Here is a 26,173-nt window from a genome sequence, read left to right on the forward strand (position 1 = left end):
CGGTGGTGGCGCATAGCCCATGAAAAATCCCCGGTTTGCCCGGGGATTTTTCATGGCTGGCTGTTTTCTGAGTCGCCGTTCAGTGGTGAGCGCTATCGTCGAGATGGCAAACGTCGTCCTGGGCTCGCTGGTTGGCCAGATGGCGTTCGCGGATCAGGTACATCAGGCCGCTGACAAACAGGCCGAACAAGGTGACGACGATGTAGATCGAAACCTCAAGTTTGATCAGCAGGTAGTAGATCCCGGTCATCATCAGGATCGACAGGTTTTCGTTGAAGTTCTGCACCGCAATTGAATGGCCGGCTCCCATCAGGATATGGCCGCGGTGTTGCAGCAGTGCATTCATCGGCACGACAAAGAAGCCGGAAAGGCCGCCAATCAGGATCAGCAGTGGCACCGCCAGCCACATCTGGTGCACGAAGTTCATCACCAGCACGATCAGGCCCATCGCAATCCCGAGCGGGATCACCCGTACCGATTTGCGCAAGGTGATCATCCGGGCGGCAACGATGGCACCGATGGCTACGCCGATCGCAACCACGCCCTGCAACATCGAGGATTTGGACAGGTCAAGCTGTAACGATACTTCAGCCCACTTGATCACGATGAATTGCAGGGTGGCGCCTGCGCCCCAGAACAGCGTGGTCACGGCCAGCGAAATCTGCCCGAGTTTATCGCGCCAGAGGAGGACCAGGCAGTGGTTGAATTCGTGCAGCAGGTAGAGCGGGTTCTTTTTCAGCGGCTTGTGATCGACCCCGGTGTCCGGGACGTACAAGTTGAAAATGGCAGCCAGCAGGTAGAGCAGGCCGATTACGGTCAGGGCCATTTCACCGATGCTGTCGATCGGAGTGTCGAAAAGCGGGAAATCAAAGCTCAGGATCGAACCGCCGATGTCGGGCCGGATCAGGAGTCCGCCGATGACCACCCCGAGAATGATCGCGCCGACGGTGAGACCCTCGATCCAGCCATTGGCGACAACCAGCAGGCGGTGCGGCAGGTATTCGGTGAGGATTCCGTACTTGGCCGGGGAGTAGGCTGCCGCGCCGAGGCCGACGACGGCGTAGGCCAGCAGCGGGTGAACGCCGAAGAACATCAGGCTGCAGCCAAAAATCTTGATCCCGTTGCTGATGAACATCACCCTGCCTTTCGGCATCGAGTCGGCAAAGGCTCCGACAAAGGCAGCGAGAGCGACGTAGGAGACAGTGAAGAAGGTCTTCAGCAGTGGCTCGTATTCGGGCGGCGCCTGCATTTCGCGCAGCGCCGCAATCGCGGCAATCAACAAGGCGTTGTCGGCCAGCGCGGAAAAGAACTGCGCAGCCATGATGATGTAAAAGCCAAAGGGCACTTGATAGATTCTCGCGGAAGTGTTGTGTCTTATAGAACTCCAGACTCCGGGCTGGGTTTATACCCGCGCTTGCAGTCGGGCGCAAGGCTTGCGGCAAAGGCTGAATTGTGCCCGGTTTGCCTGCGGATATGATTGAATAATGCCGGTTCCGGGAATCGGTGAGAAAAGTAATGGCGGATCGGCGTTTGCAGGTATTTCATGCGGTGGCAAGGCATCTCAGCTTTACCCGCGCGGCCGAAGCGTTGTTCATGACCCAGCCGGCAGTCACCTTCCAGATCCGGCAGCTTGAGGAGCAGTACCGGGCTCGCCTGTTCGAGCGTCGCCATGGCGGTATTTCTCTGACCCCGGCGGGGGAACTCGTGCTTTCGTACGCTGAAAGGATTCTAGCCCTTGGCGACGAACTGGAAGTTCGCCTGGCCGAAATGACTGACGAGATGCAGGGACCCTTGCTGCTCGGCGCCAGTGCAAGCATTGGCGAATACATGCTGCCGCGCCTGCTGGGTGAGTTCAATGCCCTTTATCCCCGGGTACGGGTGACCCTGATGGTCGCCAATTCCGAAAACCTCGAACAACGCGTGGCTGAGCGCAGCGTCGATCTTGCTCTGGTCGAGCTGGCTCCCCGGCTCCCCGGGGTGGCCGGGCGCAGTTGCCGTGCCGATGAACTGGCGATGGTTTGTGCGCCGGATCATCCGCTGGCCGGGCTGGCGACGGTCCGTGCCCGCGAACTGGTGGATTATGAGTATGTCGGGCGTGAAACCGGCTCGGCGACGCGGCAGCTGATCGAACATTATTTCAGTGAGCAAGGCATCGCTGCCCGGGGGCTCAAGACACTGATGGAGCTGGGCAGTCCCGAGGCACTGAAGGCGGCGGTTGCAGGAGGGCTGGGTTTTGCCATTCTTTCCCGCTTGGCGGTTGAACGGGAATGCCGGTTGGGAGAATTGCGGGCAATTGCACTGCAGCCGCCACTCCGCCGCGAACTCTACCTGATTCATCCGCAGGAGCGTTTCCAGTCGCGGGTGGTGAGTTCATTCATTGATTTTGTCGTTCGGCAATTGCACGAGGCGGGGTGATCGCGGAGAAAGCGAGCCGGTTTGCCAGGGAGGGCGATTTGCTGCTGCAATCTCGCGCCTGGGCCGATGGAGCGAATACAATCCGCACTCCGGGTTTTCTCCGTCGGTGCCCGGCATCGAGTTGCCCGACCTTTATTTTTTGCTGATTCATGAATACTTCCCGTCCGATCCGTGCCCGCATCCTACCCGCCGCCATTCTTCACAATTACCGTCTGGCCAAGGCGCGAGCGCCGCGCAGCAAGGCCTGGGCAGTAATCAAGGCGAATGCCTACGGACATGGCCAATGGCGAACGGTGGAGGCCCTGCGGGCTGAGGCCGATGGCTTTGCGCTGCTCGAATGCGAAAATGCGCTTGCCTTGCGCGAGGCCGGCATTGCCCAACCGCTGCTGTTGCTCGAAGGGGTTTTCAGTAGCCGCGATGCGCGGGCGGTGGTTGCGCATGACATCGTTTCCACGGTCCACTGCCGCGAACAGCTGGAAATGCTGCTGGCTTCCCTGCCAGCAGGGAAACCCCTGGCAATCTGTCTCAAATTGAATACCGGAATGAACCGGCTGGGCCTGGTGTCCACCGATTTGCCGGCGGTCTGGGCCAGCCTTGCTGCGCGGCCGGAGGTCAGGGTGACGCTGATGACCCACTTTGCCGAGGCCGACGGCGAGCGTGGGGTGGCCGGACAACTGCAACGTCTGCACGAGTTGGTGCCGAATTGGATGGGGCCGCTGACCCTGGCCAATTCGGCGGCGCTGCTCGACCATCCGCAGACGCATGGGGACTGGGTACGGCCGGGGATCATGCTTTACGGCGGTAGTCCGTTTGCCGGGCGCAGCGCCGAACAACTCGGGCTGCAGCCGGCAATGGCGCTGGAAAGCGCAATCATCGGCGTACAGCAGTTGCAGCCGGGCGACCGGGTCGGCTATGGCGGAACTTTCGTGGCCGAGCGGCCGATGCGGATCGGTATCGTCGCCTGTGGCTATGCCGACGGTTATCCCCGGCATGCGCCAAGCGGCACGCCGATTGCGGTGGCCGGACGGCGGACGCGTACAGTCGGGCGGGTATCGATGGACATGCTAGCCTGTGACCTGAGTGAAATTCCCGAGGCCGGTCTTGATGCCCCTGTGACCCTGTGGGGGCCGGGGCAGGGGGGGCTGGTGCCGGCCGACGAGGTGGCGGCGGCAGCCGGCACGATTTCCTATGAACTGTTTTGTGCCTTGGCTCCGCGCGTGCCACTGGCGCTCGGCTGAGCCGGCGCCGGTCGTTTCAGTCGCCGTAACGACCGACGACGAAAGCCTCATCCATCGTCCGCAGGCGGCGGCTCAAGGTACGGGCGATGTTGTGAAAGATTTTGGCGCTGGCGACCGGTTCGTTCCAGCAGGCCTTTTCGTTGATCCGGATCAGCACGCAGGGCGATAGCGCAATCACCGAGGCCGAGCGGCTGTCACGGTCGACCAGTGACATTTCGCCAAAACAGTCGCCGGCATTCAGGCGCGCCAGTTCTTTCGGAGGGTGCTTGCCGTCAGCCGGGCTGGGGGCCTTGAGCACGGCGACAGAGCCCTCGATCAGAACATAGAGGAAGGCGCCGGTGCTGCCTTGGCGAACGATCGCCTCGCCTGCTTCGAAGGTGCATTTTTCGGCGCTTTCGAGCAGTTTCTGGACTTCCTTGTGGGTCAGTCCTTGCAAAAAGCTGACCTTTTCAATCAGCCGCGACATCAGCCGCTGAATATCGTTGAAATCGAGTTTTTCCTTGGTCCAGTGATTCATTTTCAGTATGGCGACGTCGATGATGGCGGGGCCCCAAGGGCTCTGCGGATGTCCGGCGATGCTTGCCGGGAACGGCTGCTAGTGTATCCTCCCGCCGATCATGGCTAAAAGCAAAACCGTTTATTACTGCGGCGAATGTGGTGCCAGCAGTCCCAAGTGGCAGGGCCAGTGTCCGGCCTGCAGCGCCTGGAATACCCTGGTCGAAGGCGTGGCCGAAAAGGCTGCCGGCAACCATCGTTTCGATTCGCTGGCTCCTTCCGCGCGCCTGCAGAACCTGTCCGAAATTGAAGCCCGCGAGGCCGAGCGGATTCCTACCGGGATCGGCGAGTTCGACCGCGCCCTCGGCGGCGGTCTGGTGGCCGGCGGCGTGGTGCTGATCGGCGGCGACCCGGGGATCGGCAAAAGTACCTTGCTGTTGCAGGCGCTGGCCAGGCTGTCGCAGGCGCACCCGGTGCTTTACGTCAGCGGCGAGGAGTCGGGCGAGCAGGTTGCGCTGCGGGCGCGGCGGCTGACGCTGGATGCCGAGCGGGTGCGCTTGATGGCCGAGATCAACCTTGAACGCATCGTTTCCGCCTTGCAAAGCGAAAAGCCGCAGGTAGCGGTGATCGACTCGATCCAGACCCTGTGGTCGGATCAGTTGTCGAGTGCCCCCGGCTCGGTGGCGCAGGTGCGCGAATGCGCGGCGCAGTTGACGCGGCTGGCCAAACAGTCGGGGACGACGGTGATCCTGGTCGGGCACGTGACCAAGGAAGGTGCGCTGGCCGGCCCGCGCGTGCTTGAGCACATTGTCGATACCGTGCTCTATTTTGAGGGCGATACGCATTCGAGCTTTCGCCTGATCCGCGCTTTCAAGAACCGTTTTGGCGCGGTCAATGAGCTCGGTGTGTTTGCGATGACCGAAACCGGGCTCAAGGGGGTGAACAACCCGTCGGCGCTGTTTTTGTCGCAGCACGGCCAGGAAGTTGCAGGGTCCTGCGTGATGGTGACGCAGGAAGGGACGCGGCCGTTGCTGGTCGAAATCCAGGCGCTGGTCGATACCGCGCACGGCAATCCCCGCCGGCTGACCGTCGGCCTCGATGCGCAGCGGCTGGCGATGTTGCTGGCGGTGCTGCACCGCCATGCCGGGATCGGCTGCTTTGACCAGGATGTGTTCGTCAATGCGGTGGGCGGGGTCAAGATCAGCGAGCCGGCCGCCGACCTGGCGGTCTTGATGTCGATTGCCTCGTCGCTCAAGAACAAGCCCTTGCCGAGCAAGCTGGTGGTGTTCGGCGAGGTCGGTCTGGCCGGCGAGATTCGCCCGGCGCCGCGCGGTCAGGAGCGCCTTAAGGAGGCGGCCAAGCTGGGCTTTACCCGGGCGCTGGTCCCCGAGGCCAATCTGCCGCGCCAGCCGATTCCCGGGATCGAGGTGATTGCGGTACGGCGGATCGACGAGGCCGTGATGCGCATCCGCGAACTGGACTGAACGATGCTGCGGCTGGCCTGGCGGTTTTTTTGCCGCGAATTGCGCGGTCGCGAATTGCGTCTGCTGTTGCTGGCATTGGCGCTGGCCGTGGCTGCGACCACCGCAGTCGGTCTGCTCGATCAGCGGGTGCGTCACGCCTTGGCGACGGAAGGCAGCCGCCTGCTCGGCGCCGACCTGTTGCTGGTTGGCGACCAGGCCTGGTCGGCTGAGTACCATGCTGCCGTTGCCTCGCATGGTTTGCGCAGCGCAACGACCCAGATTTTTCCCAGCATGGTGCTGGCTGGCGACCGTAGCCAGTTGGCCGAGATCAAGGCGGTCAGTGCCGCTTATCCTCTGCGCGGCGAGTTGACAGTTGCCGGGCAGCCAGCAGGCGCGCCTCCGGCCGGCTCGGTCTGGCTTGACGAGCGACTGGCCGCTGCGTTGCAGGTGGTGGCCGGGAATCAGATTCAGGTGGGACGCTTGGCTTTGCGAGTGGGGGGGGTACTGACCGGCGAGCCGGACCGCGGTTTCGGTTTTTTCAGTCTCGCACCACGCCTGATGTTGGCGCAGGAAGATCTGGCTGCGACCGGTCTGACTGGTTTCGGTGCCCGGATTCGCCACCGTCTGCTGGTGGCTGGCGAGGCGTCCGCCGTTGCGGCCTTCGCTGCCTGGGCCAAACCGCGCCTGGGGCGCGGGCAGCGCCTGGAAAGTCTGGATAATGCCCGGCCCGAAATGCGTAGCGCACTCGATCGGATCGAGCGCTTTTTGGGGTTGGCAGCGATGTTGACCGTGGTTCTGGCGGCCGTCGCTGTGGCGCTGGCAGCGCGCCGCTACACCCAGCGTCACCTGGATGCCTGTGCCTTGTTGCGCTGCCTCGGTCTGACCCAGCAGCAACTGTTGTCCCTGCATGCCTTGCAGTTTCTGGTGGTGGTCGGGGCTGCGAGCGGCCTTGGGGTGTTGCTTGGCTATCTTGGCTATCGTCTCCTGCTCGACGGCGTCGGGCAGGCACTGGCGCTGGCCTTGCCGCCGCTGCCGGACTTGCTGTGGCAGTTGCCGTCGGTGCTGCTCAAGGGCGGGCTGCTCGCTGCGGTATTGCTGTTCGGATTTGCCTGGCCGCCGCTGGTCCAGTTGGCTCGGGTGCCCAGCTTGCGTGTACTGCGGCGCGAACTCGGCAGCCTTTCGCACGCGACCTGGTTCAGTGTCTTGGTCGGGGCACTCGCGCTGGCTGGCCTGGTGCTGTATTTTGCCGGTGACCTTAGGCTGGGGGGACTGGTTCTGGGTGGCTTCACTCTGGCCGTGGCGCTGTTCTGGCTGCTGGCGCAGGCAGGGATTGCCCTGGCCGCCGGTCTGCGCGGTGCTGCGGGCGTCCTGCTCGGTGCGGCTGGCTGGCGCCAGGGGCTGGCCAATCTGGTCCGCCACCGGCACAGCAACAGCGTGCAGATTGTTGCTTTGGCGCTGGGGATGATGGCCTTGCTATTGCTCAGCGTGACCAGCCTGCAGCTACTGCAGGCCTGGCAGCAAGCCACTCCGGCGGACGCACCCAACCATTTCCTGATCAACATCCAGCCCGAGCAGCGCGGTGCCGTGCAGGCGGCTCTGGCCAAGCAGGGGGTGGTTGCCGAACTGGCGCCGATGGTAAGGGCCAGGCTGCTGCAGATTGCCGGGCGACCGGTGAGTGCGGCAGCCTATCCTGACGACGAGCGGGCGCAACGGCTGGTCGAACGTGAGTTCAACCTCTCCTGGCGGGCCGAGCTGCCGACGGGCAACCGGATAACCGCCGGCCGCTGGTTTGCTCCGGCAGATGTTGGCCAGCCGGTAGCTTCAGTCGAAGCCGGATTGGCCCAAACCCTGGGAATCAAGCTGGGTGACGAGCTTTGTTTCAGCATTGACGGGCAGGACCGTTGTTTTCGGGTGGTCGCTCTGCGCCAATTGGCCTGGGATTCGTTACGGGTGAATTTCTTCGTGCTGACCCCGCCCGGGGTGCTCGAATCGGCGCCGGCCAGCGATATCACCAGCTTTCATCTGCAGCCGCAGCAGTTTGCTACGGTCAACGCGCTGCTGGCGGAATTTCCCAATCTGACCCTGATTGACGTCGAGGCCATGCTGGGCCAGTTCGAGCGGCTGATGACTCAGCTGGCGGTGACGATTCGGGTGGTGTTCATCTTTGCCCTGCTGGCCGGGGTGCTGGTCTTGCATGCGGCCCTGCTTGCAGCATTTGCCGAGCGTCAGCAGGAATTAGCCTTGTTGCGTGCCCTGGGGGCGACCCGGCGTCAGTTGCGTCTGGCGCTGCTGGTTGAACTGGCCGCAGTGGGTGGGCTGGCTGGCACGCTGGCCGGCGGTGCCGCCTCCTTGCTGGGGATGCTGGTGGCCGAGCAGGTGCTGCGGATTGCCGGCGGCGGATCCTGGTTCTTGGTCCCGCTGGCCGCACTGGCTGGGATGCTATTGACCTTGCTGAGTGCGGCCGGGAGCATTCGCCACCTGCTACGAACTCCACCGGGGCGGGTATTGCGCGAGATGGTCTGATTTTTTCGGGATGGGTCCCAGGAGTCCTGGAACCCGGTGCACGGTCCTGGTCATGCAGATCCATGCAGGTTGCTCAGGCGCCCGTGGCTTGCTTGATCACCTCTCGATGGGTATTTCCCGGTCAAACTGGCTGCAAGCGAAACCGCCACTTTCCGAGTGTCCGCCGAAGGACAGTCGCTTTCAGGGGGGGGGCGCGTGTCGGCAGGCTTGTCGTTGATGAGAATCCTCCACGGTTGCACTCTGTCGCCGGAAAAAATACTCCTGGCAGCCTTCCTTGCAAAGTGAGGGCAAAACGGCGGAGAAAAAACAATGGGCAGCCGAAGCTGCCCATTGGTTGTGGCATTTGCTGCCGAGGGCTTACTTGGTGCGGCCCTTGTACTCGTCGGTACGGGTGTCGATTTCGATCTTGTCACCGATTTCAACGAAAGCCGGCACCGGCAGTTCGAAACCGGTCGGCTTGATGCGGGCCGGCTTCATCACCTTGCCCGAGGTATCGCCCTTGACGGCCGGCTCGGTGTATTCGACTTCGCGGACCAGGGTGGTCGGCAGTTCAACCGAGATGGCCTTGCCGTTGTAGAACACCACTTCGCAAGCCATGCCGTCGTCGAGGTACTTGAGCGCATCGGTCATGTTCTCGGCTTCGACTTCGTACTGGTTGTACTCGGCGTCCATGAACACGTACATCGGATCGGCGAAGTAGGAGTAGGTCACTTCCTTCTTGTCGAGGATGACGACTTCGAATTTGTCGTCGGCCTTGTAGACCGCTTCCGACGGGTTGCCGGAGAGCAGGTTCTTCATCTTCATCTTGACGACGGCGGCGTTGCGGCCGGACTTGTTGTATTCAGTCTTCTGCACCACGAGCGGCTCGGTGCCGACCATGATCACGTTACCGGAGCGGAGTTCCTGTGCGGTCTTCATGAGGGAAATTCCAAAATGTCTTTAAAAGGAAAACGTTAGATTATACCTTGCCGGCCACGAATTTGACGAGGCGTGTCGCCAGATCGTCCTTTTGGCTGAGGTCGGCAGCCCACTTTCGGGCGTGTTCGCGCAATTCAGGCCAGTGCTGCAAATAGTCTGGCCAGATTTCGCACGGCAGTTGTTCGCCATTCCAGGCCAGATGCAGGGCGCGCGTTGCGGCAGCGGCGGCGGGCGACAGCCCGGCGGTATAGCGATCGAGAAAGGCGGTGAGCTTGTCGAGGTGGGCGTTCTCGGCCTGCGCGTAAATGTGCCAGAGCAGCGGCCGGGCGGCCCACTGGGCGCGGACAAAGGAGTCTTCGCCGCGAATGCAGTTGAGATCGCAGCGCCAGAGCAGCGCGTCGTAATCGGCCTGCGCCAGAAAAGGGAGAGGAATCAGTTCGAGCGGCCCCCACGACCAGGGGCCGGGATCGTCGGCAGCCTTGCCGAGCAGGGTGCGGAGGGCAGTTTGCGGCTTGCCGGCGGCAACGTGGATGCGGGTCGGTTGCCCGGCAGCGGCGAGGGCCTGCAGCCAGTCGGAGAGCGGTGCGTGTTCGTAGCAGAAAAGGCTGATTTCCAGCGGTCGACCGTGTGCGTCCTCGCTCAAGCCGGCTTGCATCGCGTCACGCCGCGCCAGCAGGTTGCCTTCGCGTAGCAGCCCGCCGCTGCGTTCGCCAAAGCCGGGGAAGAAAAAGTGCTTGGTCAGGGCCAGGCTGGGGTGTGGCGAAGCCAGGCCGTGGCAGTCTTCGGTCCAGCTTTCGGCGCTCAGGTATTCGAGGTTGATCCAGGCCGGTGGCCGTGAACGTTTGGCCATCGCGGCGACGAAGGCAGGTGGCAGTTCGCAGGCGAAGGCTTCGATCACCACGTCGCCAACCGCATCTGGCGCCGCTGCGTCCCAATGGGAGGTGAACTCGTCGGCCCACTGGCGAATTTCGACTCCATGCAGCAATTGCGCGCGGCTGGCGGGGTCGCTGGCCGGCAGCAGCGGCTGCAGGCTGCGCAGGTCGTCCACCCACAGGCGCACCGGAGTGCGATGTTCCTCGGCGAGCTGGCGGGCAAGGCGCCAGCAGACGCCAATGTCGCCGTAGTTGTCGATGACGCGGCAGAATAGGTCGAAACGCATGGAGGCTTGCTTGGAGTGGGGGAGGGCGGGCGCATGCTAACATTCCACTGATGTCTACGCTGCAAACTTCCCCCGCTTTTGCCGACCCCGCGCTGGCCGGGCCGGTCGGTTGTACCGATTGTCCGCGCCTCGCCGAACATCTGGCCATGATCCGCGCCCGCGACCCGCACTGGCACGCCCGGCCGGTGCCGGCTTTCGGTCCTCTCGACGCACGCCTGCTGGTGCTTGGCCTGGGGCCGGGCGAGCGCGGTGCCAACCGCACTGGGCGACCGTTTACCGGCGACGTCGCCGGCGAACTGCTCTACCCGGCGCTGCACCGTTTCGGCTTTGCCAGTGCTGCCGAGCCGCTCGGCCCGGATCAATGGGCCAACCCCGCAATGCAGCTGCACGATTGCCGGATCACCAACGCGGTGCGCTGCCTGCCGCCGGCCAACAAGCCGACCCCGGCCGAAATCCGTCAGTGCAACGGCCATCTCCGTGTCGAACTGGCCGCGATGCCGCAGTTGCGGGTGATCGTTGCCCTCGGTCTGGTTGCGCATCAAGCCCTGCTGCGGGCCTATGGCGAAAAGCCGACGCATTACACCTTTGGCCACCATGTTCGTCATGCCTTGCCGGACGGGCGCATTTTGCTCGATAGCTACCATTGCAGCGGCTACAACTGGCGCACCGGGCGGCTCAGCCGCGAGAGTTTCGAGGCGGTGTTTGCCGAGGTGCGGACGCTGCTCGACGCCCCCCTGGCTGGATAAAAACTCCTTTTTCCACGGTTGACCGTGACATTTGACGCAAAAGCCTTTCTCGCGACGCTGACCGAACTCCCTGGCGTCTATCGCATGCTCGCCGCCGATGGCGAAGTGCTTTACGTCGGTAAGGCCAAAAACCTGAAGCGCCGGGTTGCGTCTTACTTTCGCGACCATCTGCCGAGTCCGCGCATTGCGCACATGGTTACGCGCATTGCCAGCATCGAAACCACGGTGACCCGGACCGAGGCCGAGGCGCTGCTGCTTGAAAACAACCTGATCAAGTCGCTGGCGCCGCGCTACAACATCCTCTTTCGCGACGACAAGTCTTATCCCTACATTGTCCTGACCCGTGGAGACTATCCCAAGCTGGGTTTCTTTCGTGGCAACCCGGACCGCAAAGCCGATTATTTCGGCCCCTATCCGTCGGCCTGGGCGGTGCGCGACACGACGCACCTGCTGCAGAAAATGTTCCGCCTGCGCACTTGCGAGGACAGCGTCTTCGCCAATCGCTCGCGGCCCTGTTTGCTGGCGCAGATCAAGCGCTGCAGTGGTCCCTGCGTCGGCTTGATTTCGCCCGAGGATTACGCCGCCGATGTGCAGATGGCGTCGATGTTCCTGCTCGGCAAGCAGCAGGAGGTGATCCGCCGGCTCAGCGAGGCGATGGAAAAGGCGGCCGAAAATCTAGCCTTCGAGCAGGCGGCGGTCTATCGCGACCAGATCCAGTCGCTGCATCAGGTGCAGGAAAAGCAGTTCATCTCCAGCAGCAAGGGCGAGGACGTCGATATCGTCGTCGCCGTGCATGAGGCAGGACAACTCTGTGTCAATCTGGCGATGGTGCGCGGCGGTCGTCACCTCGGAGACCGGCCGCTGTTTCCCAATCACGGCGGTGGTTTTGCCGAAGGTGGCGCCAGCAGCGAGGCCGAGGCGCTGGCCGCCTTCATTCGCCAGCACTATGCCGCGCATCCGGCGCCGGCCAGATTGCTGCTGGCGCCGCTGCCGGCTGAGGTTGAACCCGTCGAGGCGGCTGAAGAGGGCGGTGGCGAGGCTGCGGGCGGCGAATCGGCAGTGCGCAATCCGCAGGCCGAACTGGCTGAGGAGCTGGCGGCGCTGGCCGGCCGGCCGGTGCCGATCTTTGCCGCGCGCACGTTGGCGCACAAGGCCTGGGTCGAAATGGCGCGGCAGAACGCGCAGCTGGCGATCCTCGCCCGCAACCAGGCGACGCAGCAGCAGGAAGTGCGGCAGCAGGCGCTGCAGGAGGTCTTGCAGCTGGCCGAACTGCCGCAGCGGATCGAGTGCTTCGACATCAGCCACACCCAGGGCGAGGCGACGGTGGCTTCCTGCGTCGTCTATGACGGCAATGGGATGAAAAAATCCGACTATCGCCGCTTCAATATCCGCGACATCCAGCCCGGCGATGACTACGCCGCGATGCGTCAGGCGGTGTTCCGCCGTTACGACGCGCTCGCCGGCGGCGAGGGCAAGGCGCCCGACCTGATCCTGATCGACGGCGGTAAAGGTCAGGTCGGGTCGGCGTTTGCCGCGTTGAGCGACCTCGGGCTGGCGCATCTGCCGATGATCGGCGTGGCCAAGGGCGAAGAACGCAAGCCCGGTCTGGAAACACTGATCTTTGCCGATGGCCGCGAACCGCTCAATCTGGCGACCACGCACCCGGCATTGCATCTGATCCAGGAGGTACGCGACGAGGCGCATCGCTTTGCGATCACCGGCCACCGTGCGCGGCGCGCCAAGCCGCGCAAGACGTCAACTTTGGAAAGCCTGCCTGGCGTTGGTCCGGCCCGGCGCAAGGCGCTGGTCGCGCGTTTTGGCGGCTTGCCCGGGGTCAAGGCGGCAAGCGTCGAACAACTGGCTTCGGTGTCCGGGATCGGCCCGGAGCTAGCCCAGAAAATCCACGATGCTTTACACTGACGCATGCCTTTCAATTTACCGATTTTCCTGACCTGGCTGCGCATCGTCGCGATTCCGCTGCTGATTACTGTCTATTTTCTGCCTGCGGCGTGGTTGACCGTGGAAGAGCGCAACCTGGCCGCGACGGTGATCTTCATTGCCGCCGCGATCACCGATTGGGCTGACGGCTACCTGGCGCGGCGCCTGAACCAGACCTCGGCCTTCGGGGCCTTCCTCGATCCGGTGGCTGACAAACTGATGGTGGCGGCGGCCTTGATTGTGCTGGTCCAGCTCGGGCGTACCGATGCAATCATTGCCAGCATCATCATTGGCCGCGAAATCACCATTTCGGCATTGCGCGAATGGATGGCCAAGATCGGTGCCTCCAAGAGCGTTGCCGTGTCGATGCTGGGCAAGATCAAGACCACGGCCCAGATGGTGGCAATCCCGATGCTGCTGTTCCAGTCGCCGCTGGCCGGGGTCGATATGCAGCAGGCTGGCAGTCTGCTGATGTGGGTTGCAGCACTGTTGACCTTGTGGTCGATGGGCTATTACCTGCGCATGGCCTGGCCCGAAATTGCCCGCAGGAGCAAGAAAATCGACGAAGGGTATTGACACGGCCATCTGGTCGTCTATAATGCGCGCTCAGTTCAGCGCGGCAGTAGCTCAGTTGGTAGAGCGATACCTTGCCAAGGTATAGGTCGAGAGTTCGAGACTCTTCTGCCGCTCCAGAATTTTTCCGAGAAGTCGCTGACTTCTTCTGTAGTAAAAGCAGGTTTGAGGCATGGCGCGATAGCAAAGCGGTTATGCACCGGATTGCAAATCCGTGTAGGTCGGTTCGACTCCGGCTCGCGCCTCCAAAAAACATGCGGCAGTAGCTCAGTTGGTAGAGCGATACCTTGCCAAGGTATAGGTCGAGAGTTCGAGACTCTTCTGCCGCTCCAGTTGGAAGAGGGAAAGTGCCTGGCGCTTTCCCTCTTTTGCTTTGGGCTGTATCTCGCCAGAGTTGCAACCCTGCCCGGGTGGTGAAATCGGTAGACACAAGAGACTTAAAATCTCTCGCTCTTTGAGTGTACGGGTTCAAGTCCCGTCCCGGGCACCACAACTACTTTGTCGCATGATCATCTACGACCTTTGCTGCGCTCAGGATCACCGCTTTGAGGGCTGGTTCCGCGATGCGGCCGACTTTGATCGGCAATTGCAGGAAGGTTTGCTGCTTTGTCCGCATTGTGCCGAGCGCAGTGTGCGGCGGGTTCCTTCGGCGGTTGCCATCGGTTCGTCACCGCGTGCCGTTGTTCCGCCGGCTGACCGTGCAGATCAGCGGACTACCACCCACTCCTCGATCCCGCCAAGTCTCAGTGAGTTGAAAGCAGCCTACCGTCAGGTCATGCAGCAAATGCTGGCTGGCAGCGAAGATCTGGGACGCGGTTTTGCCGCTGAAGCACGGCGGATTCATTATCACGAGGCTCCGGAACGTCCGATTCATGGGCAGGCGAGTGCCGATGAGTGTGCTGCTTTGCACGACGAAGGGATTGCGGTTCTGCCGTTGCCTGCGCTTGATCCGAACGAGCTGAACTGAACCGCGACTGGCGCCGGTAGGAAATTTTCCGGGTCGACGGCGATGCCGGCAGGTCGGGTGCTTGCCTTTGATGGGCGAGATATATTACTTTGGTGATAAATATCCTGCTGCAGCAGTAGCGGGCTCATCCCTTCCCATTTCTTGCTCCCTCGTTCGATGATCCGTCTTGCTGCTTTTCCCGTGTTGCCGAGCCTGTTTGCCTTCGTTCTTGGTGCGATGGCGAGCGTGGCGGTGGGGCAGTTGGATGCCGAGCGTCTGGCTTCTGAGGCACGCAACAAGGTGATTGTCGAGTTGGCGCTGGTACGAGCCCGGATTGAAGGGAGTCTCAAGGCAACCTTCAATTCTACCGACGGGCTGGTGCATCTGATCTCGCTGCAGGGGGGGATCGACGGGCCGCTGTTCAATGAGATGGCGCGTCTGGCAATAGGCAAGAATCCTCATGTGCGCAACATCACCGTGGCACCTGACGATGTCGTCCATCATGTCTATCCGCTGGCTGGCAATGAACGGGTTCTGGGCTTTGCTTTTGCCACGCGTCCGGAGCAAATGCGCACGGTGCAATTGGCCCGTGAGCGGCGCGAGCCGTTGCTGGCCGGGCCGGTCGAGTTGGTTCAGGGGGGGCGTGCCTTGATTCAGCGGACCCCGGTCTTTGTCCGCCGGCCCGCAGGCGAAGCCTACTGGGGCGCCGTGTCGATCGTGGCCTATATCGATGGCCTGCTGCAGCCCGAGGGCGAGGCTTTGCCAACCTCGTTGCAGGTTGCAATTCGCGGTCGCGACGGGCTCGGTGCGGCCGGTGCGATGGTCGATGGCGACCCGGAGGTTTTTGCCCGGCAGCCGGTCCTGATGGATGTGGCGGTCCCCGGCGGCAGCTGGCAGGTGGCGGCAGTGCCGGTAGGTGGCTGGGAGTCTCGTCGTTTTTACGCTTCGCCCTATTTCCAGGGGGGAATTCTGATCAGTTTGCTGCTAGCGCTGATCATTGGCTTGCGTTCCCGTCATCTGCGACTGTTTGCCGAGCGCAATGCCATTCTCGAACAGCAGGTACGTGAGCGAGAACGGGCTGAGGCCAGCCTGCGCGATGAGGAAGAGCGTTTCCGGGTGCTGTTCGAACTGTCGCCCGATCCTGCCTGGATCGTCGAGGGGAATGAGTGCGTGGCTTGGAATGAGGTGGCACGCCAGGTTTTCGGAATTTCCTCCGCCACCAAAACTCTGCATCCGGCGCAGATTTCGCCGGAATTTCAGCCCGACGGCGAATCTTCCCTGCTCAAGTCGGAGCGGATGATTGCCGAGGCCAGGCGATGCGGTGTTATGCGTTTCGAATGGATGCACTTGCGTGCCGACGGCCAGCCGTTTACTGCCGAGGTTACGCTGCTTGCCGTGAATATGCGCGAACAGCAGATCGTCTATGCCGAGGTGCGCGATATTTCCGAGCGCAAGCGTGCCGAGCAGGAACTGCAAGCCAGTCGCAATTTGTTGCAGGCGTTGGTTGAAAGTGCCGGCGCGGTGATTTATGTCTTCGATCCGCAGGCGCGTTTGTTGTTGTGCAACCAGCAGTTCGAGGAAGTGCTCGGGCAGCCGCGGCAGCAGATGCTGGGCAAAAGCCGGCACGAGTTCATGCCGGCGGAAGTCGCGGCACAGCATGAAGGCAACGATCTGGCGGTGATCGCCTCGCGCAAGCGGACCAGTTTTGAGGAAATCAACCTCGAAGCCGATGGTTTGCATCATTACCTGACCATCAAGTGTCCGGTTTTTGCCGATGGGGAGATTCGCGGTGTGGTCGGAATTTCGACTGACATCACCGAGCGCAAGCGGGACGAGGAGCAGTTGAAGCTGGCCGCAGCCATTCTGGCGTCAACCTCCGAAGGGGTGATCATTACCGACGTCAGCGGGGTCATTGTCGCGGTCAACCGGGCTTTTAGCGAAATTACCGGCTATAGCGAGGCCGAGGCTTTGGGCCAGAAGCCGAGCATGCTGCGTTCGGAGCGCCAGCCGCCGGATTTTTATCGGGCGATGTGGGCTGCGATCAACGAAAACGGAACCTGGCAGGGGGAAATCTGGAACCGCCGCAAATCCGGGGAGGCCTACCCCGAGTGGCTGTCGATCAGTACCATCCGCGACCGCCAGCAGCAAGTGACGCACTACGTCGGGGTGTTTTCCGATATATCCTCGTTGAAGCTTTCGCAGGAGCGTCTTGAGCATCTTGCCCACTTTGACCCGCTGACCGATCTTCCCAACCGGGTCTTGTTCCAGGATCGTCTGGCGCATGCGATCGATCGTGCTGCCCGCTACCAGCACGGGATTGCCGTTCTGCTGCTTGACCTGGATGGGTTCAAGCACATCAACGACAGCTTGGGCCACCCGGTCGGCGACCAGTTGCTGACGCAGGTGGCAGGCCGTCTCAGCCATTGTGTGCGGGTCGAGGATACCGTCGCACGTCTTGGGGGGGACGAGTTTGCGGTGATCCTGGCCAATATGCGGGATGCCAGCGATGCGATCGAGGTGGTGCGCAAGATTTTGCTCAGTATCGAGCGGCCGTTCGATCTCGATGGGACCGGTGCCATGGTCAGCGCCAGCATCGGCATTGCGGTTTATCCCGCCGATGGCAGCAGCGCGATCGAACTGGTGCGCAATGCCGATGCCGCGATGTACGGTGCCAAGGAGGCCGGGCGCAATACCTATTGTTTTTACCAGAGCGGGATGACGGAGAAGGCGCAGGAGCGTTTGCGCCTCGAAGCGGCATTGAAGCGAGCAATCGAACGCAATGAATTCGAAGTCTGGTTCCAGCCGCAAATCAGCCTGCACAGCGGCCGCTTGACCGGGGCCGAAGCCTTGTTGCGCTGGCGCGATCCGGAGCGCGGGCTGGTGCCTCCGGCCGAGTTCATTCCGCTGGCTGAACGCACGGGCCTGATCTTGCCGATTGGCGAACTGGTGGTTGCCGAGGTGGTCGAGCGAGCCCGGGCATGGCGTGATGGCGGCCTCGAGTTCGGTCGCCTGGCGATCAACGTGGCAACGCCGCAACTTGAGCGTAGCGATTTTCCGGGGCTTTTGCAGCGGACCCTTGCGGCCGTTGGTGTGCCACCCGAGGTGCTCGAAATCGAGATTACCGAAAGCTTCATCATGAGCAACGCGGCCACTGCTCGCGAGTCCTTGCTGGCCATCCAGGCGCTGGGCGTGACCACGGCCGTTGACGATTTCGGGACGGGTTACTCATCGCTCGCCTACCTCAAGGATCTGCCGATCGACAGCCTCAAGATCGACCGTGCTTTCGTGCGCGATCTGCCCGATAGCTGCCACGATGCGGCAATCAACCGGGCGATCATCGCGATGGCCCATAGCCTGGGGTTCAAGGTCATTGCGGAAGGCATCGAAAATCCGGAGCAGCAGGCCTGGCTGGCGGCAGAAGGCTGCGATGAGGCGCAGGGGTATGCGATTGCCCGGCCGATGCCGGCCACTGAGTTTGCTGCCTGGCTGCGCAGCCGCTGAGCCAGGCCAGGGCTCAGGTGCCCATGTAGCGCCCGGATTTGTGATTCACCGCCAGGACCAGATTCAGTGCCAGCGCGCCGACCACCGAGAGCAGCACGCTCCACGGGTCGCGCATCAGCAGGCCGCCGACCAGGATCAGCAGGTCGGCCGCCATCTGGACCTTGCCCGCCGGCCAGCCGCGGGTGTTTTGCCAGTACAGCGCCAGCACTCCGATGCCGCCAAGGCTGGCCTTGTGCCGGACAATCATCAGCAGGCCGACGCCGACCATGAAGCCGCCCATGATGGCGGCAAACAGGCGATCGACCCGGGTGAACTCGATCCACTGCGGTAGCCAGGCTGCATATAGTGAGAGCAGGGCGACGGTGCAGAAAGTCTTGATCGTGAAGGTCCAGCCCATCGCCCGCAGGGCAAAGAGGTAAAAAGGCAGGTTGACCGAGAACAGCAGCCAGGGCAGCGGCCAGTCAAGCAGGTAGTGCAACAGGAAGGCAAGGCCGACCGCGCCGCCGGAGAGCAGGCCGGCCTGCTGGAACAGGGCAACGCCAAGGGCAACGAACAATGGTGCCACCAGCAGGGCCTGGGCATCCTCGAACAGGGTGTGGGGTAGGTGTACGGATTTAGGCATGCCGTATTTTGCCGTTTTGCTGCGCTGATGTGCTCACAGGCAGGGTTTTCCCTGATCCGGGTGAGAGAAAATGGCTTTTTCACGGTCGACCGTGAGAAAGGCATTTTTTTTCATTTCTGGCATTTTCCGGATGATAAAAATCAACGATTGCAGTAGGCTGGCGGCCTTAAACTTGCGTTCACCATGACCATGGGGCGCGAACGGGCCATGAGTCCGGGTCAGGGTGTTTCTGAGGAGGGGGTTTTCGTGAAATTGCGTCACAAACTATTGCTGCTGGTGCTGATTCCGCTGATTTGCATGCTCGCTTTTGCGTTAACCGCAGCCAGCGCACGCCTCAAGCAGACCCGCGAAATGTCCGCGCTGGTCGAGTTGTCCCGGATTTCGGTCGGGATTGGCGCGGTGGTTCATGAAATGCAGAAGGAGCGGGGGATGAGTTCCGGCTTCATTGGCAGCAAAGGAGCCAAGTTTGCGGCGGAACTGACAGCGCAGCGGCAGGAGGTCGATAAGCGGCAGGCTGAACTGAACGCGCTGCTTGCCGGATTCGATACCACAGCCTATGGCGATGAATTCCGCAGCAAGCTCAACGACTTCACGCTGCGCAGCCAGCAACTGGCAAGCAAGCGCCAGGAGGTCAGCGGGCTGAAGATTACCGCCGGGGAGGCGGTAGCTTATTACACCGGCAGCATTACCAACCTGCTGGCCTTGGTTGGCCAGTCGGCAGTGCTTTCAAGCGATGCCGGGATCACCCGGCTGGCGACCGCCTACGGTGCCTTCCTGCAGAGCAAGGAATTCGCTGGTATCGAACGGGCAACCTTGTCCAATATCATCGGTGCCGACCGGTTCACGCCGGACACCCTGGGCCGCCTGCTGGCAATTTCCTCGGCGCAGGATACCTGGCAAAAGGTTTTCCTGACTTACGCCTTACCGGCACAGCGCGAGATGCTGCAGCAAAAGCTGACGGCTCCGGTGGTCGCCGAGGTGGCGGCAATCAAGCAGGCTGCCCTGGATAAAATGCAGGCGCCGTCGCTGGAGATGGATGCCGTCCAGTGGTTTGCCAAGTCTACCCAGCGTATTGAACTACTCAAGCAGGTTGAGGACCGCCTGGCCGGCGACCTGACCGAAGCAGCCGTCCAAGGCCGCGATGAGGCCCAGCGCTGGCTGCTGATCAATGGCGTACTCAGCCTGGCTGCCTTCGTGCTGACTTTCTTTGTTGCTCAGCGCTTGATTGCCAATATTCTCGGGCAGATCGGCGGCGAGCCGGAAGAGGCTGTCCGGATTGCCCAGGCGATTGCCGAAGGCAAACTGGATAATTCGATTCCGGTACAGGCCGGCGATGAGACCAGCCTGTTTGCCGACATGCAGAAAATGCAGCGGCAATTGAAGGAGCGGATCGAGGCCGATCGGGTGATCGCCGAAACCAATCAGCGCATCCGCATCGCACTCGATAACGTCAGTACCGGGGTGATGATCGCCAATAGCGAACGCGAAATCATCTACGTCAACAAGTCGGTACAGCGCATCCTCAAGGGGGCAGAAGCCGGAATTCGCAAACAGTTGCCAAATTTCAATGCCGATCAGTTGCTGGGGACCAATATCGACAGCTTCCACCGGGTTCCGGCACATCAGGCCGGCTTGCTGGCCAATCTGCAGGGGTCACATGTTGCCCAGCTGGTGGTTGGCGACAGCCATCTCACCGTCACCGCCAATCCGGTGATCAGCGACCGGGGTGAGCGTCTGGGAACGATTGCCGAGTGGATCGACCGTACCGGTGAAGTGATGGTCGAGCGCGAAATCGAGGGCATTGTCGGGGCGGCGGCGCAAGGAGATTTGCTGGCACGGATCGACACCGCGAACAAGCAGGGCTTCTTTGCAACCTTGGGCACGAGTACCAATCAGTTGCTGGAAACCACCAGCGACGCGCTCGAAGCGACGCTGGGCGTGCTCGACAAGCTGGCGCACGGAGATCTGACCACGACCATCGACCGGGACTATGCTGGGGTTTTCGGACAGTTGCGTCACGACACCAACCTGACGGTTGAAAACCTGCGCGAGGTGGTCGGCCGGATCAAGGAGGCCAGCGACGCGATCAATACCGCCGCGCACGAAATTGCCGCCGGCAACCAGGATCTCTCCGGACGTACCGAGGAGCAGGCCAGCAGCCTGGAGGAAACGGCCAGCTCAATGGAAGAGTTGAGCGCCACGGTCAAACAGAATGCCGACAATGCGCAGAAGGCGGCGCAACTGGCCGAGCGCTCCAACCAGATTGCCACTCGTGGCGGCGAACTGGTGCGTCAGGTGGTGGACCGGATGAGTTCGATCGAGGCCAGCTCGCACAAGATTTCCGACATCATCGGGGTGATCGACAGCATCGCCTTCCAGACCAATATCCTGGCGCTCAACGCCGCCGTTGAGGCAGCGCGGGCCGGCGAACAGGGTCGTGGCTTCGCCGTGGTCGCCACCGAAGTGCGCAACCTGGCGCAACGCAGTGCGACTGCGGCCAAGGAAATCAAGGCGCTGATCGTAGACTCGGTGACCGAAATCGAACAGGGGAACCACCTGGTGACCCAGGCCGGTTCGACCATGGACGAAATTGTTTCGAGTTTTGAACAGGTGACCCGCCTGGTCTCCGGAATCAGCAGCGCCAGCAGCGAACAGAGTCGCGGCCTGGAGCAGGTGGCGCAGGCAGTGGGTCAGATGGACGAAGTGACGCAGCAGAACGCGGCCCTGGTCGAGCAGGCCGCCGCCGCTGCCGAGAGCCTGGAAGAGCAGGCGCGGGCCTTGATGGATGCGGTCGACGGCTTCCGTTTGCCGGGGCAGGCTTCCCGTCCGGTACTGGCAGCACCACGGCATTACTGAGCCACAGCCAAAAAAAACGCCCCGTTCGGGGCGTTTTTTTTCGATTGTTTGCCGGGCGCTCTGGTCAGGTCGTTTCGCTCTTGGGTAGCATGAAATTGAGCAGGACCGCGAGTACGCCACACAGGCTGATGCCCTGCAGCGAGAAGCTGCCGATATGCACGCCCAGACCGCCGATGCCGGTCACCAGCGTGACCGAGACAATGCACAGATTGCGCGGGTTGGCGAGGTCGACCTTGGCGTCCATCAGCGTTTTCAGGCCGATGCCGGCAATCGAGCCGAAGAGCAGGACCATGATGCCGCCCATTACCGGCAGCGGGATGGTTTGCAGCAGCGCGCCGAATTTGCCGACGAAGGCCATCAGGATGGCGAAGCCGGCGGCCCAGGTCATGATCGCCGGGTTGTAGTTTTTGGTTAGCATCACCGCGCCGGTAACTTCGCCGTAGGTGGTCACCGGCGGGCCGCCGAAGAGGCCGACGACGTTCACTGCCAGACCGTCGCCGAACAGCGTGCGGTGCAGGCCGGGGCTTTCGGTGTAGTCCTTGCCGGAGACCGAGCCGATGGCGAGAATGCCGCCGACGTGTTCGACAATCGGCGCAATCGCCACCGGGATCATGAACAGGATCGCGGCCAGGTTGAATTCCGGCTTGCCGAACTCGGGAACGGCAATCCAGGCTGCATCATGTACCTTGCTGAAATCGACGATGCCGGCAAACAGCGAGGCGATGTAACCCACCGCCACTCCGACCAGGATTGGCACCAGCTTGAGCAGGCCCTTGGCGCGAATCGCAGTGAGCATGGTTGCCAGTAGCGAGATTCCAGCAATCGCAATTGCGGTTTCGTAGGGTACGACCTGCGCCTCGCCCGCCTTGCCGGTGGCCATGCCGACTGCCACCTGGGCGAGGCCGAGGCCGATCACCATCACCACCGGGCCGATCACCACGGGCGGCAGCAGGCGGTGGATGAAGCCAACCCCGCGCCATTTCACCAGGCCGGCGGCGACGTAGTAAAAGAAACTGGCCGAGGCCAGCGCACCGAGCGTTGCCGGCATGCCCCAGGTCTGCACCGAGTAGATTACCGGGGCGATGAAGGCGAAGCTGGAGCCAAGGTAGATCGGCACCTGGCGCTTGGTGCACAGCTGGAAGAGCAGGGTGCCGACGCCGGCACCGAGCAGCGCCAGGCTGGGGTTGAGGCCGGTCAGCAACGGTACCAGTACGGTGGCGCCGAAGGCGACGAAGAGGATCTGGGCGCCGGACAGCGCGGTGCGCCAGGTCGGCTCGTGGGCGTAGGTACTCATTACGCCTCCTTGGTGCCGAAAATCTTGTCGCCGGCGTCGCCGAGGCCGGGAATGATGTAGCCGACTTCGTTGAGGTGGCTGTCGACGGCCGCAGTGTACAACTGCACGTCAGGGTGAGCGGCTTCCAGCGCCTTGATCCCTTCCGGCGCCGCGACCAGGACCAGCGCCTTGATTTGCTGGCAGCCGTTGCGCTTCAACATGTCGATGGTGGCAATCAGCGAGCCACCAGTCGCCAGCATCGGGTCGATGATCATCGCCAGGCGCTCTTCAAGCTGGCCGACGAAACGCTCGAAATAGGGTTCGGGCATCAGCGTGTCGTGGTTGCGGGCAATCCCGACGACGCTGACCTTGGCATTGGGGATCAGATCGAGCACGCCGTCGAGCATGCCGAGGCCGGCGCGCAGGATGGGCACGACGGTGACCTTCTTGCCCTTGATCTGGTCGATCTCGACCGGACCGGCCCAGCCGGCGATGGTGACTTTTTCCATTTCAAAGTCGGCGCAGGCTTCGTAAGTCAGCAGGCGGGCAACTTCGGCGGTCAGTTCGCGGAATTTCTTGGTGCTGATGTCGCCTTCGCGCATCAGTCCGATCTTGTGTTTGACGAGGGGGTGTTTGAGTTCGTGGACCGGCATAGCTGTTCCCGGGCAAAAAAATGACCGCCCGAGCTTAGCCGATCAGCCTCTTTCTTGCTATGCGGGAAATCCGCAATCCGTTGCGGGGCGCGGGTTTTTGCCCTGATTCACGGTCGACCGTGTATTTCGCCAAAAGGCTCCGGTGGCCGAGGCCCCGTCATTCGTCGGCCGGCAGTTGCTGCCAGCGCAACCAGTGGCCGCAAGCCGAGCGCGCCCGGCGCTCGCTGTTGTCCCACGGGCCGCCCCGGCACAGGCCGCAGCTCAATTCGGATTCGATTTCGACCTGGCGGCCATCGCTGCCGGCGCGGCGTTCCCCTTGCCAGCGGTCGCAACTGGCGCAACGTTTGCGGTCGACGGCCTGGCTCAGCACGTTTTGTCGGCGCGGCAGGCTGCCAGGGTGGGCTGCACCGGGATCACCGCACCGCCGTCGCGCTGCCAGCCCTTGATCCCGCTTTTAACGTTGTACACCTTGGCGTAACCCGCTTGTTGCGACAACATCTGGCCCACTATCCGGGTCCGGTTGCCGGTGCGGCAGATCAGGATCACCGCCTGGTCCGGACTGGCGGTCGTTTTAAGCTGCTGTAGCCAGTGCCGGGCATCGTAGCGGCCGCGTTCGTCAAAAAAAGTCAGCAAGCGGCTGCCGGCGACAATCCCGGTTTCTTCCCACTCCGGGGCGGTCCGGATATCGACCACCGGCACACCGGATTTCTGCAGGCGGGTCAGTTCCGCACTGTCGATGTCGATCATCTCGGCCTGAACCGAGCCGGCGAGCAAGATCGGCAGCAGAGAGAAAAGGCGGCGGAAGCGATAGGCAAGCATGGGAACAACCTCTGTATCAGCAAACCCTGATTGTACCTTGGCCTCAGCGGGTACCCTGCTGCCGCTTCATCATTTCCTTGACGCGCGGATCGTTCATCAGCTCCTGCAGATTGCCGCCGCCCTGGCCGGGCAGGACCATCTCGCCCGGCTTCTGGCCGCTCTGGCAGGGGCCGAGCCAGCGCGCCTCCTGGGTCATCCGCATCTCGCGCATTCCGCGTTGCGGCGGGTCGTAGCGCAGGTTCATCTCGTTACGATACTGTTTTTCAAGGTCGCCGCTGATCACCGAATCGCTGGTTACGGTCGTGCCCTCGTGCTGGCAGACGGCGTGGATCAACAGTTTTCCGCCGCTGCGGCTGACTTCCAGCTTGGGGCAGTTGCTTTGCCGCCGGCTGCGCTCCTGCAGCAGATTATCGCTGCCCTGATCGACGCAAATCTGCATCGGCATCGCTCCCGGCATGCCGGCCGGTGCATCCTGCATCCGGGTGGTGATTTCCCAGAGTCCTGACTTGCGTTTGGGCAGTTCGCTCGCGCCAGCGGGCAGCGAGGCCAGGACGAGCAGGGCACTGACGGTGAGGCTGGCAAGGCGGCAACGCATGGCATTTCTCCTTAGCGGCGGGAATTTCCTGATTGTAGTGGGATAATCGCCGCTTTTTGCGGAGTCGTGCGCATGGCGCTCAAATCCACCGTCTTCAAAGCTGAACTGCAGGTTGCGGACCTCGACCGCGGGCATTTTGCCGATTACGCGCTGACCCTGGCCCGCCATCCCTCCGAAACCGATCTGCGGATGATGGTACGGCTGCTGGCGTTTGCCCTTTATGCCAGCGAAGACCTGCGCTTTGGCAAGGGTTTGTCGACCGATGACGAACCGGCCCTGTGGGAGGTTGATCCGGCGGGCATCATCAAATGCTGGATCGAGGTCGGCCAGCCTGACGAGGACCGAGTGCGCAAGGCGGCAGCCAGATCCGAGCGGGTGGTGGTAATCGCCTACGGCGACAAGGCGGTCGATGTCTGGTGGCAGCAGAATCGCGATAAATTGGCCCGTTTTGGCAAGTTGACCGTGTTGCGGATCAGCAACGACGAGGGCGAGGCGCTGGCAGCGCTGGCCGAACGCTCGATGAAACTGGCTTGCACCGTGCAGGAAGGTACGGTCTATCTCGAAGGTTGCGAGTTGCGGCCGCAAGTCTTGCAGGCAGCAGCCTGAAGCCGCCGCAAGCGTTTTCCGGAGGAATGCGATGAAAGCTGAAGACCGCCTCGACGGCGAGCTGCGCCGCCTGTTTTTGCCAACGGCGGGCAAGCAGTTGTGTACGCCGGCCGGCGACTGCCGGCTGCTGACCCTGCGCCTGTTGCGCAGTGCCGACTGGGAGGCTTTGGCTGGTTTGCTCGCCGGGCTTGCCGATGAACTTGAATTGCCGCTGCCAGCGCTGTCGGTCGAGGCCCAGGGCGGCTACCGGTTGTGGTTCTCGCTGGCCGAGCCGGTTGCCCCGGCGGCTGGCCAGGCCTTCCTGCAAGGTTTGCTGCAACGTTACCTGCCGGCCTTGCCGGCTGGCCGGGTGGCCCTGGCGTTGCCCTCGGGTACCGAGGAATTGCCGGCGATACCGGCCGTCGATACTGCCGGCGAGCGCTGGAGCGCCTTCATCGACCCCGGGCTGGGCGCGATGTTTTGCGACGAAGCCGGGCTCGACATCGCCCCCGGACGCGACCGCCAGGCCGATTTGCTGGTGCCGGTCAGAAGCTGGAGCCGGGCCGACTTTACCCGTGCCTGCAGCGAACTGGCAGCCTTGGTCGGGACTGCGACAGCAAGCGTTGCCGGCACCCCGCCCCCGGTCGCCGGCGAAGCCGTGTCGCCCGTTGCGCTCGGTGGGGGCTGGCAGCAGGTCGGCACAGCCTACGATAATCCGCGCAGTTTCCTTCTGGCGGTGATGAATGACCCGGGCGCCAGCCCGGAGCAGCGCTTGCGCGCGGCCGAGGCCTTGCTGCCGCACTGGCCCGCCTAAGCGCACGCTCGGCGGCTTTTATCACCATTTGTTAATATGGT

At 62.5% G+C, this 26,173-nt stretch carries 23 protein-coding genes and 4 tRNA genes; 16 read left to right on the forward strand and 11 right to left on the reverse strand.

Translation table 11 applies throughout. The features are described from left to right. Window positions 1-79 precede the first annotated feature (79 nt). A complete protein-coding gene (gene lplT / locus VX159_RS07560) occupies window positions 80-1,345 on the reverse strand; it encodes a lysophospholipid transporter LplT (RefSeq protein ID WP_371325364.1) in 1,266 nt (421 codons plus the stop codon). Window positions 1,346-1,515: 170 nt separating this feature from the next. Between lplT and VX159_RS07565 the strand changes: the two genes are divergently transcribed. Then, the gene (locus VX159_RS07565) at window positions 1,516-2,415 is read left to right on the forward strand and encodes a LysR substrate-binding domain-containing protein (RefSeq protein WP_371325365.1); all 900 of its coding nucleotides are present in this window, start codon (window positions 1,516-1,518) and stop codon (window positions 2,413-2,415) included. 149 nt (window positions 2,416-2,564) lie between these two features. Then, window positions 2,565-3,653: an alanine racemase gene (gene alr / locus VX159_RS07570; RefSeq protein ID WP_371325366.1), complete on the forward strand. Its 1,089-nt coding sequence runs from the start codon at window positions 2,565-2,567 to the stop codon at window positions 3,651-3,653. A gap of 16 nt (window positions 3,654-3,669) precedes the next feature. Here the strand turns inward: alr and VX159_RS07575 are convergent, their stop codons facing one another. Continuing rightward, the gene (locus VX159_RS07575; protein WP_371325367.1) at window positions 3,670-4,170 is read right to left on the reverse strand and encodes a Crp/Fnr family transcriptional regulator; all 501 of its coding nucleotides are present in this window, start codon (window positions 4,168-4,170) and stop codon (window positions 3,670-3,672) included. Window positions 4,171-4,270: 100 nt separating this feature from the next. On the opposite strand from VX159_RS07575, the gene radA reads away from it, so the two are divergent. Together radA and VX159_RS07585 are read left to right on the forward strand one after the other, a co-directional pair. Then, a complete protein-coding gene (radA, locus tag VX159_RS07580; RefSeq protein WP_371325368.1) occupies window positions 4,271-5,632 on the forward strand; it encodes a DNA repair protein RadA in 1,362 nt (453 codons plus the stop codon). Between the two features lie 3 nt (window positions 5,633-5,635). After that, complete coding sequence (locus tag VX159_RS07585) at window positions 5,636-8,134, forward strand: ABC transporter permease (RefSeq protein ID WP_371325369.1); 2,499 nt, start codon at window positions 5,636-5,638, stop codon at window positions 8,132-8,134. Window positions 8,135-8,491: 357 nt separating this feature from the next. Here VX159_RS07585 and efp read toward each other — a convergent pair whose 3' ends face one another. Continuing rightward, the gene (gene efp, locus VX159_RS07590; protein ID WP_371325370.1) at window positions 8,492-9,052 is read right to left on the reverse strand and encodes an elongation factor P; all 561 of its coding nucleotides are present in this window, start codon (window positions 9,050-9,052) and stop codon (window positions 8,492-8,494) included. Window positions 9,053-9,092: 40 nt separating this feature from the next. Continuing rightward, the gene (earP, locus tag VX159_RS07595) at window positions 9,093-10,211 is read right to left on the reverse strand and encodes an elongation factor P maturation arginine rhamnosyltransferase EarP (RefSeq protein WP_371325371.1); all 1,119 of its coding nucleotides are present in this window, start codon (window positions 10,209-10,211) and stop codon (window positions 9,093-9,095) included. Between the two features lie 50 nt (window positions 10,212-10,261). Between earP and VX159_RS07600 the strand changes: the two genes are divergently transcribed. The 9 genes from VX159_RS07600 (at window position 10,262) to VX159_RS07640 (ending at window position 17,915) form a co-directional block, all read left to right on the forward strand. After that, window positions 10,262-10,957: a uracil-DNA glycosylase gene (locus VX159_RS07600; RefSeq protein ID WP_371325372.1), complete on the forward strand. Its 696-nt coding sequence runs from the start codon at window positions 10,262-10,264 to the stop codon at window positions 10,955-10,957. A gap of 24 nt (window positions 10,958-10,981) precedes the next feature. After that, window positions 10,982-12,877, forward strand: coding sequence for an excinuclease ABC subunit UvrC (gene uvrC / locus VX159_RS07605; protein WP_371325373.1), 1,896 nt, complete (start codon window positions 10,982-10,984; stop codon window positions 12,875-12,877). A 3-nt stretch (window positions 12,878-12,880) separates the two neighbouring features. Next, entirely contained in the window at window positions 12,881-13,471 is a 591-nt protein-coding gene (gene pgsA, locus VX159_RS07610; protein WP_371325374.1) for a CDP-diacylglycerol--glycerol-3-phosphate 3-phosphatidyltransferase, read from the forward strand. A gap of 40 nt (window positions 13,472-13,511) precedes the next feature. Beyond that, a tRNA-Gly gene (locus VX159_RS07615) sits at window positions 13,512-13,587 on the forward strand. A gap of 55 nt (window positions 13,588-13,642) precedes the next feature. Further along, window positions 13,643-13,716, forward strand: a tRNA-Cys gene (locus VX159_RS07620). Window positions 13,717-13,724: 8 nt separating this feature from the next. Beyond that, window positions 13,725-13,800, forward strand: a tRNA-Gly gene (locus tag VX159_RS07625). A 72-nt stretch (window positions 13,801-13,872) separates the two neighbouring features. Continuing rightward, window positions 13,873-13,958: transfer RNA gene (locus tag VX159_RS07630), tRNA-Leu, on the forward strand. A gap of 15 nt (window positions 13,959-13,973) precedes the next feature. Further along, a complete protein-coding gene (locus tag VX159_RS07635) occupies window positions 13,974-14,435 on the forward strand; it encodes a DUF1178 family protein (RefSeq protein ID WP_371325375.1) in 462 nt (153 codons plus the stop codon). A 180-nt stretch (window positions 14,436-14,615) separates the two neighbouring features. Next, entirely contained in the window at window positions 14,616-17,915 is a 3,300-nt protein-coding gene (locus tag VX159_RS07640) for an EAL domain-containing protein (protein ID WP_371325376.1), read from the forward strand. A 13-nt stretch (window positions 17,916-17,928) separates the two neighbouring features. Here the strand turns inward: VX159_RS07640 and VX159_RS07645 are convergent, their stop codons facing one another. Both VX159_RS07645 and VX159_RS07650 read right to left on the reverse strand, forming a co-directional pair. Next, window positions 17,929-18,537, reverse strand: coding sequence for a YitT family protein (locus VX159_RS07645; protein ID WP_371325377.1), 609 nt, complete (start codon window positions 18,535-18,537; stop codon window positions 17,929-17,931). 33 nt (window positions 18,538-18,570) lie between these two features. Beyond that, a complete protein-coding gene (locus VX159_RS07650) occupies window positions 18,571-18,798 on the reverse strand; it encodes a hypothetical protein (protein WP_371325378.1) in 228 nt (75 codons plus the stop codon). Between VX159_RS07650 and VX159_RS07655 the strand changes: the two genes are divergently transcribed. Further along, window positions 18,784-21,393, forward strand: a complete 2,610-nt coding sequence (locus VX159_RS07655; protein WP_371325379.1) for a nitrate- and nitrite sensing domain-containing protein — start codon at window positions 18,784-18,786, stop codon at window positions 21,391-21,393. The genes VX159_RS07650 and VX159_RS07655 overlap by 15 nt on opposite strands. A gap of 64 nt (window positions 21,394-21,457) precedes the next feature. Here VX159_RS07655 and VX159_RS07660 read toward each other — a convergent pair whose 3' ends face one another. The 5 genes from VX159_RS07660 to VX159_RS07680 form a co-directional block, all read right to left on the reverse strand. Further along, window positions 21,458-22,687 (reverse strand): uracil-xanthine permease family protein, encoded by a 1,230-nt coding sequence (locus VX159_RS07660; protein ID WP_371325380.1) that lies wholly within the window; start codon window positions 22,685-22,687, stop codon window positions 21,458-21,460. Next, window positions 22,687-23,319, reverse strand: a complete 633-nt coding sequence (gene upp / locus VX159_RS07665; protein WP_371325381.1) for a uracil phosphoribosyltransferase — start codon at window positions 23,317-23,319, stop codon at window positions 22,687-22,689. Before upp ends, VX159_RS07660 begins: the two co-directional genes overlap by 1 nt. Before the next feature lie 157 nt (window positions 23,320-23,476). After that, entirely contained in the window at window positions 23,477-23,689 is a 213-nt protein-coding gene (locus tag VX159_RS07670; RefSeq protein ID WP_371325382.1) for a hypothetical protein, read from the reverse strand. Beyond that, window positions 23,683-24,138, reverse strand: a complete 456-nt coding sequence (locus VX159_RS07675; protein ID WP_371325383.1) for a rhodanese-like domain-containing protein — start codon at window positions 24,136-24,138, stop codon at window positions 23,683-23,685. The genes VX159_RS07670 and VX159_RS07675 overlap by 7 nt, the downstream gene beginning before the upstream one ends. A 43-nt stretch (window positions 24,139-24,181) precedes the next feature. Further along, entirely contained in the window at window positions 24,182-24,733 is a 552-nt protein-coding gene (locus tag VX159_RS07680; protein ID WP_371325384.1) for a DUF3617 domain-containing protein, read from the reverse strand. Window positions 24,734-24,805: 72 nt separating this feature from the next. On the opposite strand from VX159_RS07680, the gene VX159_RS07685 reads away from it, so the two are divergent. Continuing rightward, window positions 24,806-25,339, forward strand: coding sequence for a YaeQ family protein (locus VX159_RS07685; RefSeq protein ID WP_371325385.1), 534 nt, complete (start codon window positions 24,806-24,808; stop codon window positions 25,337-25,339). A 31-nt stretch (window positions 25,340-25,370) separates the two neighbouring features. Further along, entirely contained in the window at window positions 25,371-26,132 is a 762-nt protein-coding gene (locus tag VX159_RS07690) for a hypothetical protein (protein ID WP_371325386.1), read from the forward strand. The last annotated feature ends 41 nt before the right edge of the window (window positions 26,133-26,173 follow it).

Source organism: Dechloromonas sp. ZY10 (assembly GCF_041378895.1).
GTDB classification, from domain to species: Bacteria; Pseudomonadota; Gammaproteobacteria; order Burkholderiales; family Rhodocyclaceae; genus Azonexus; species Azonexus aquae.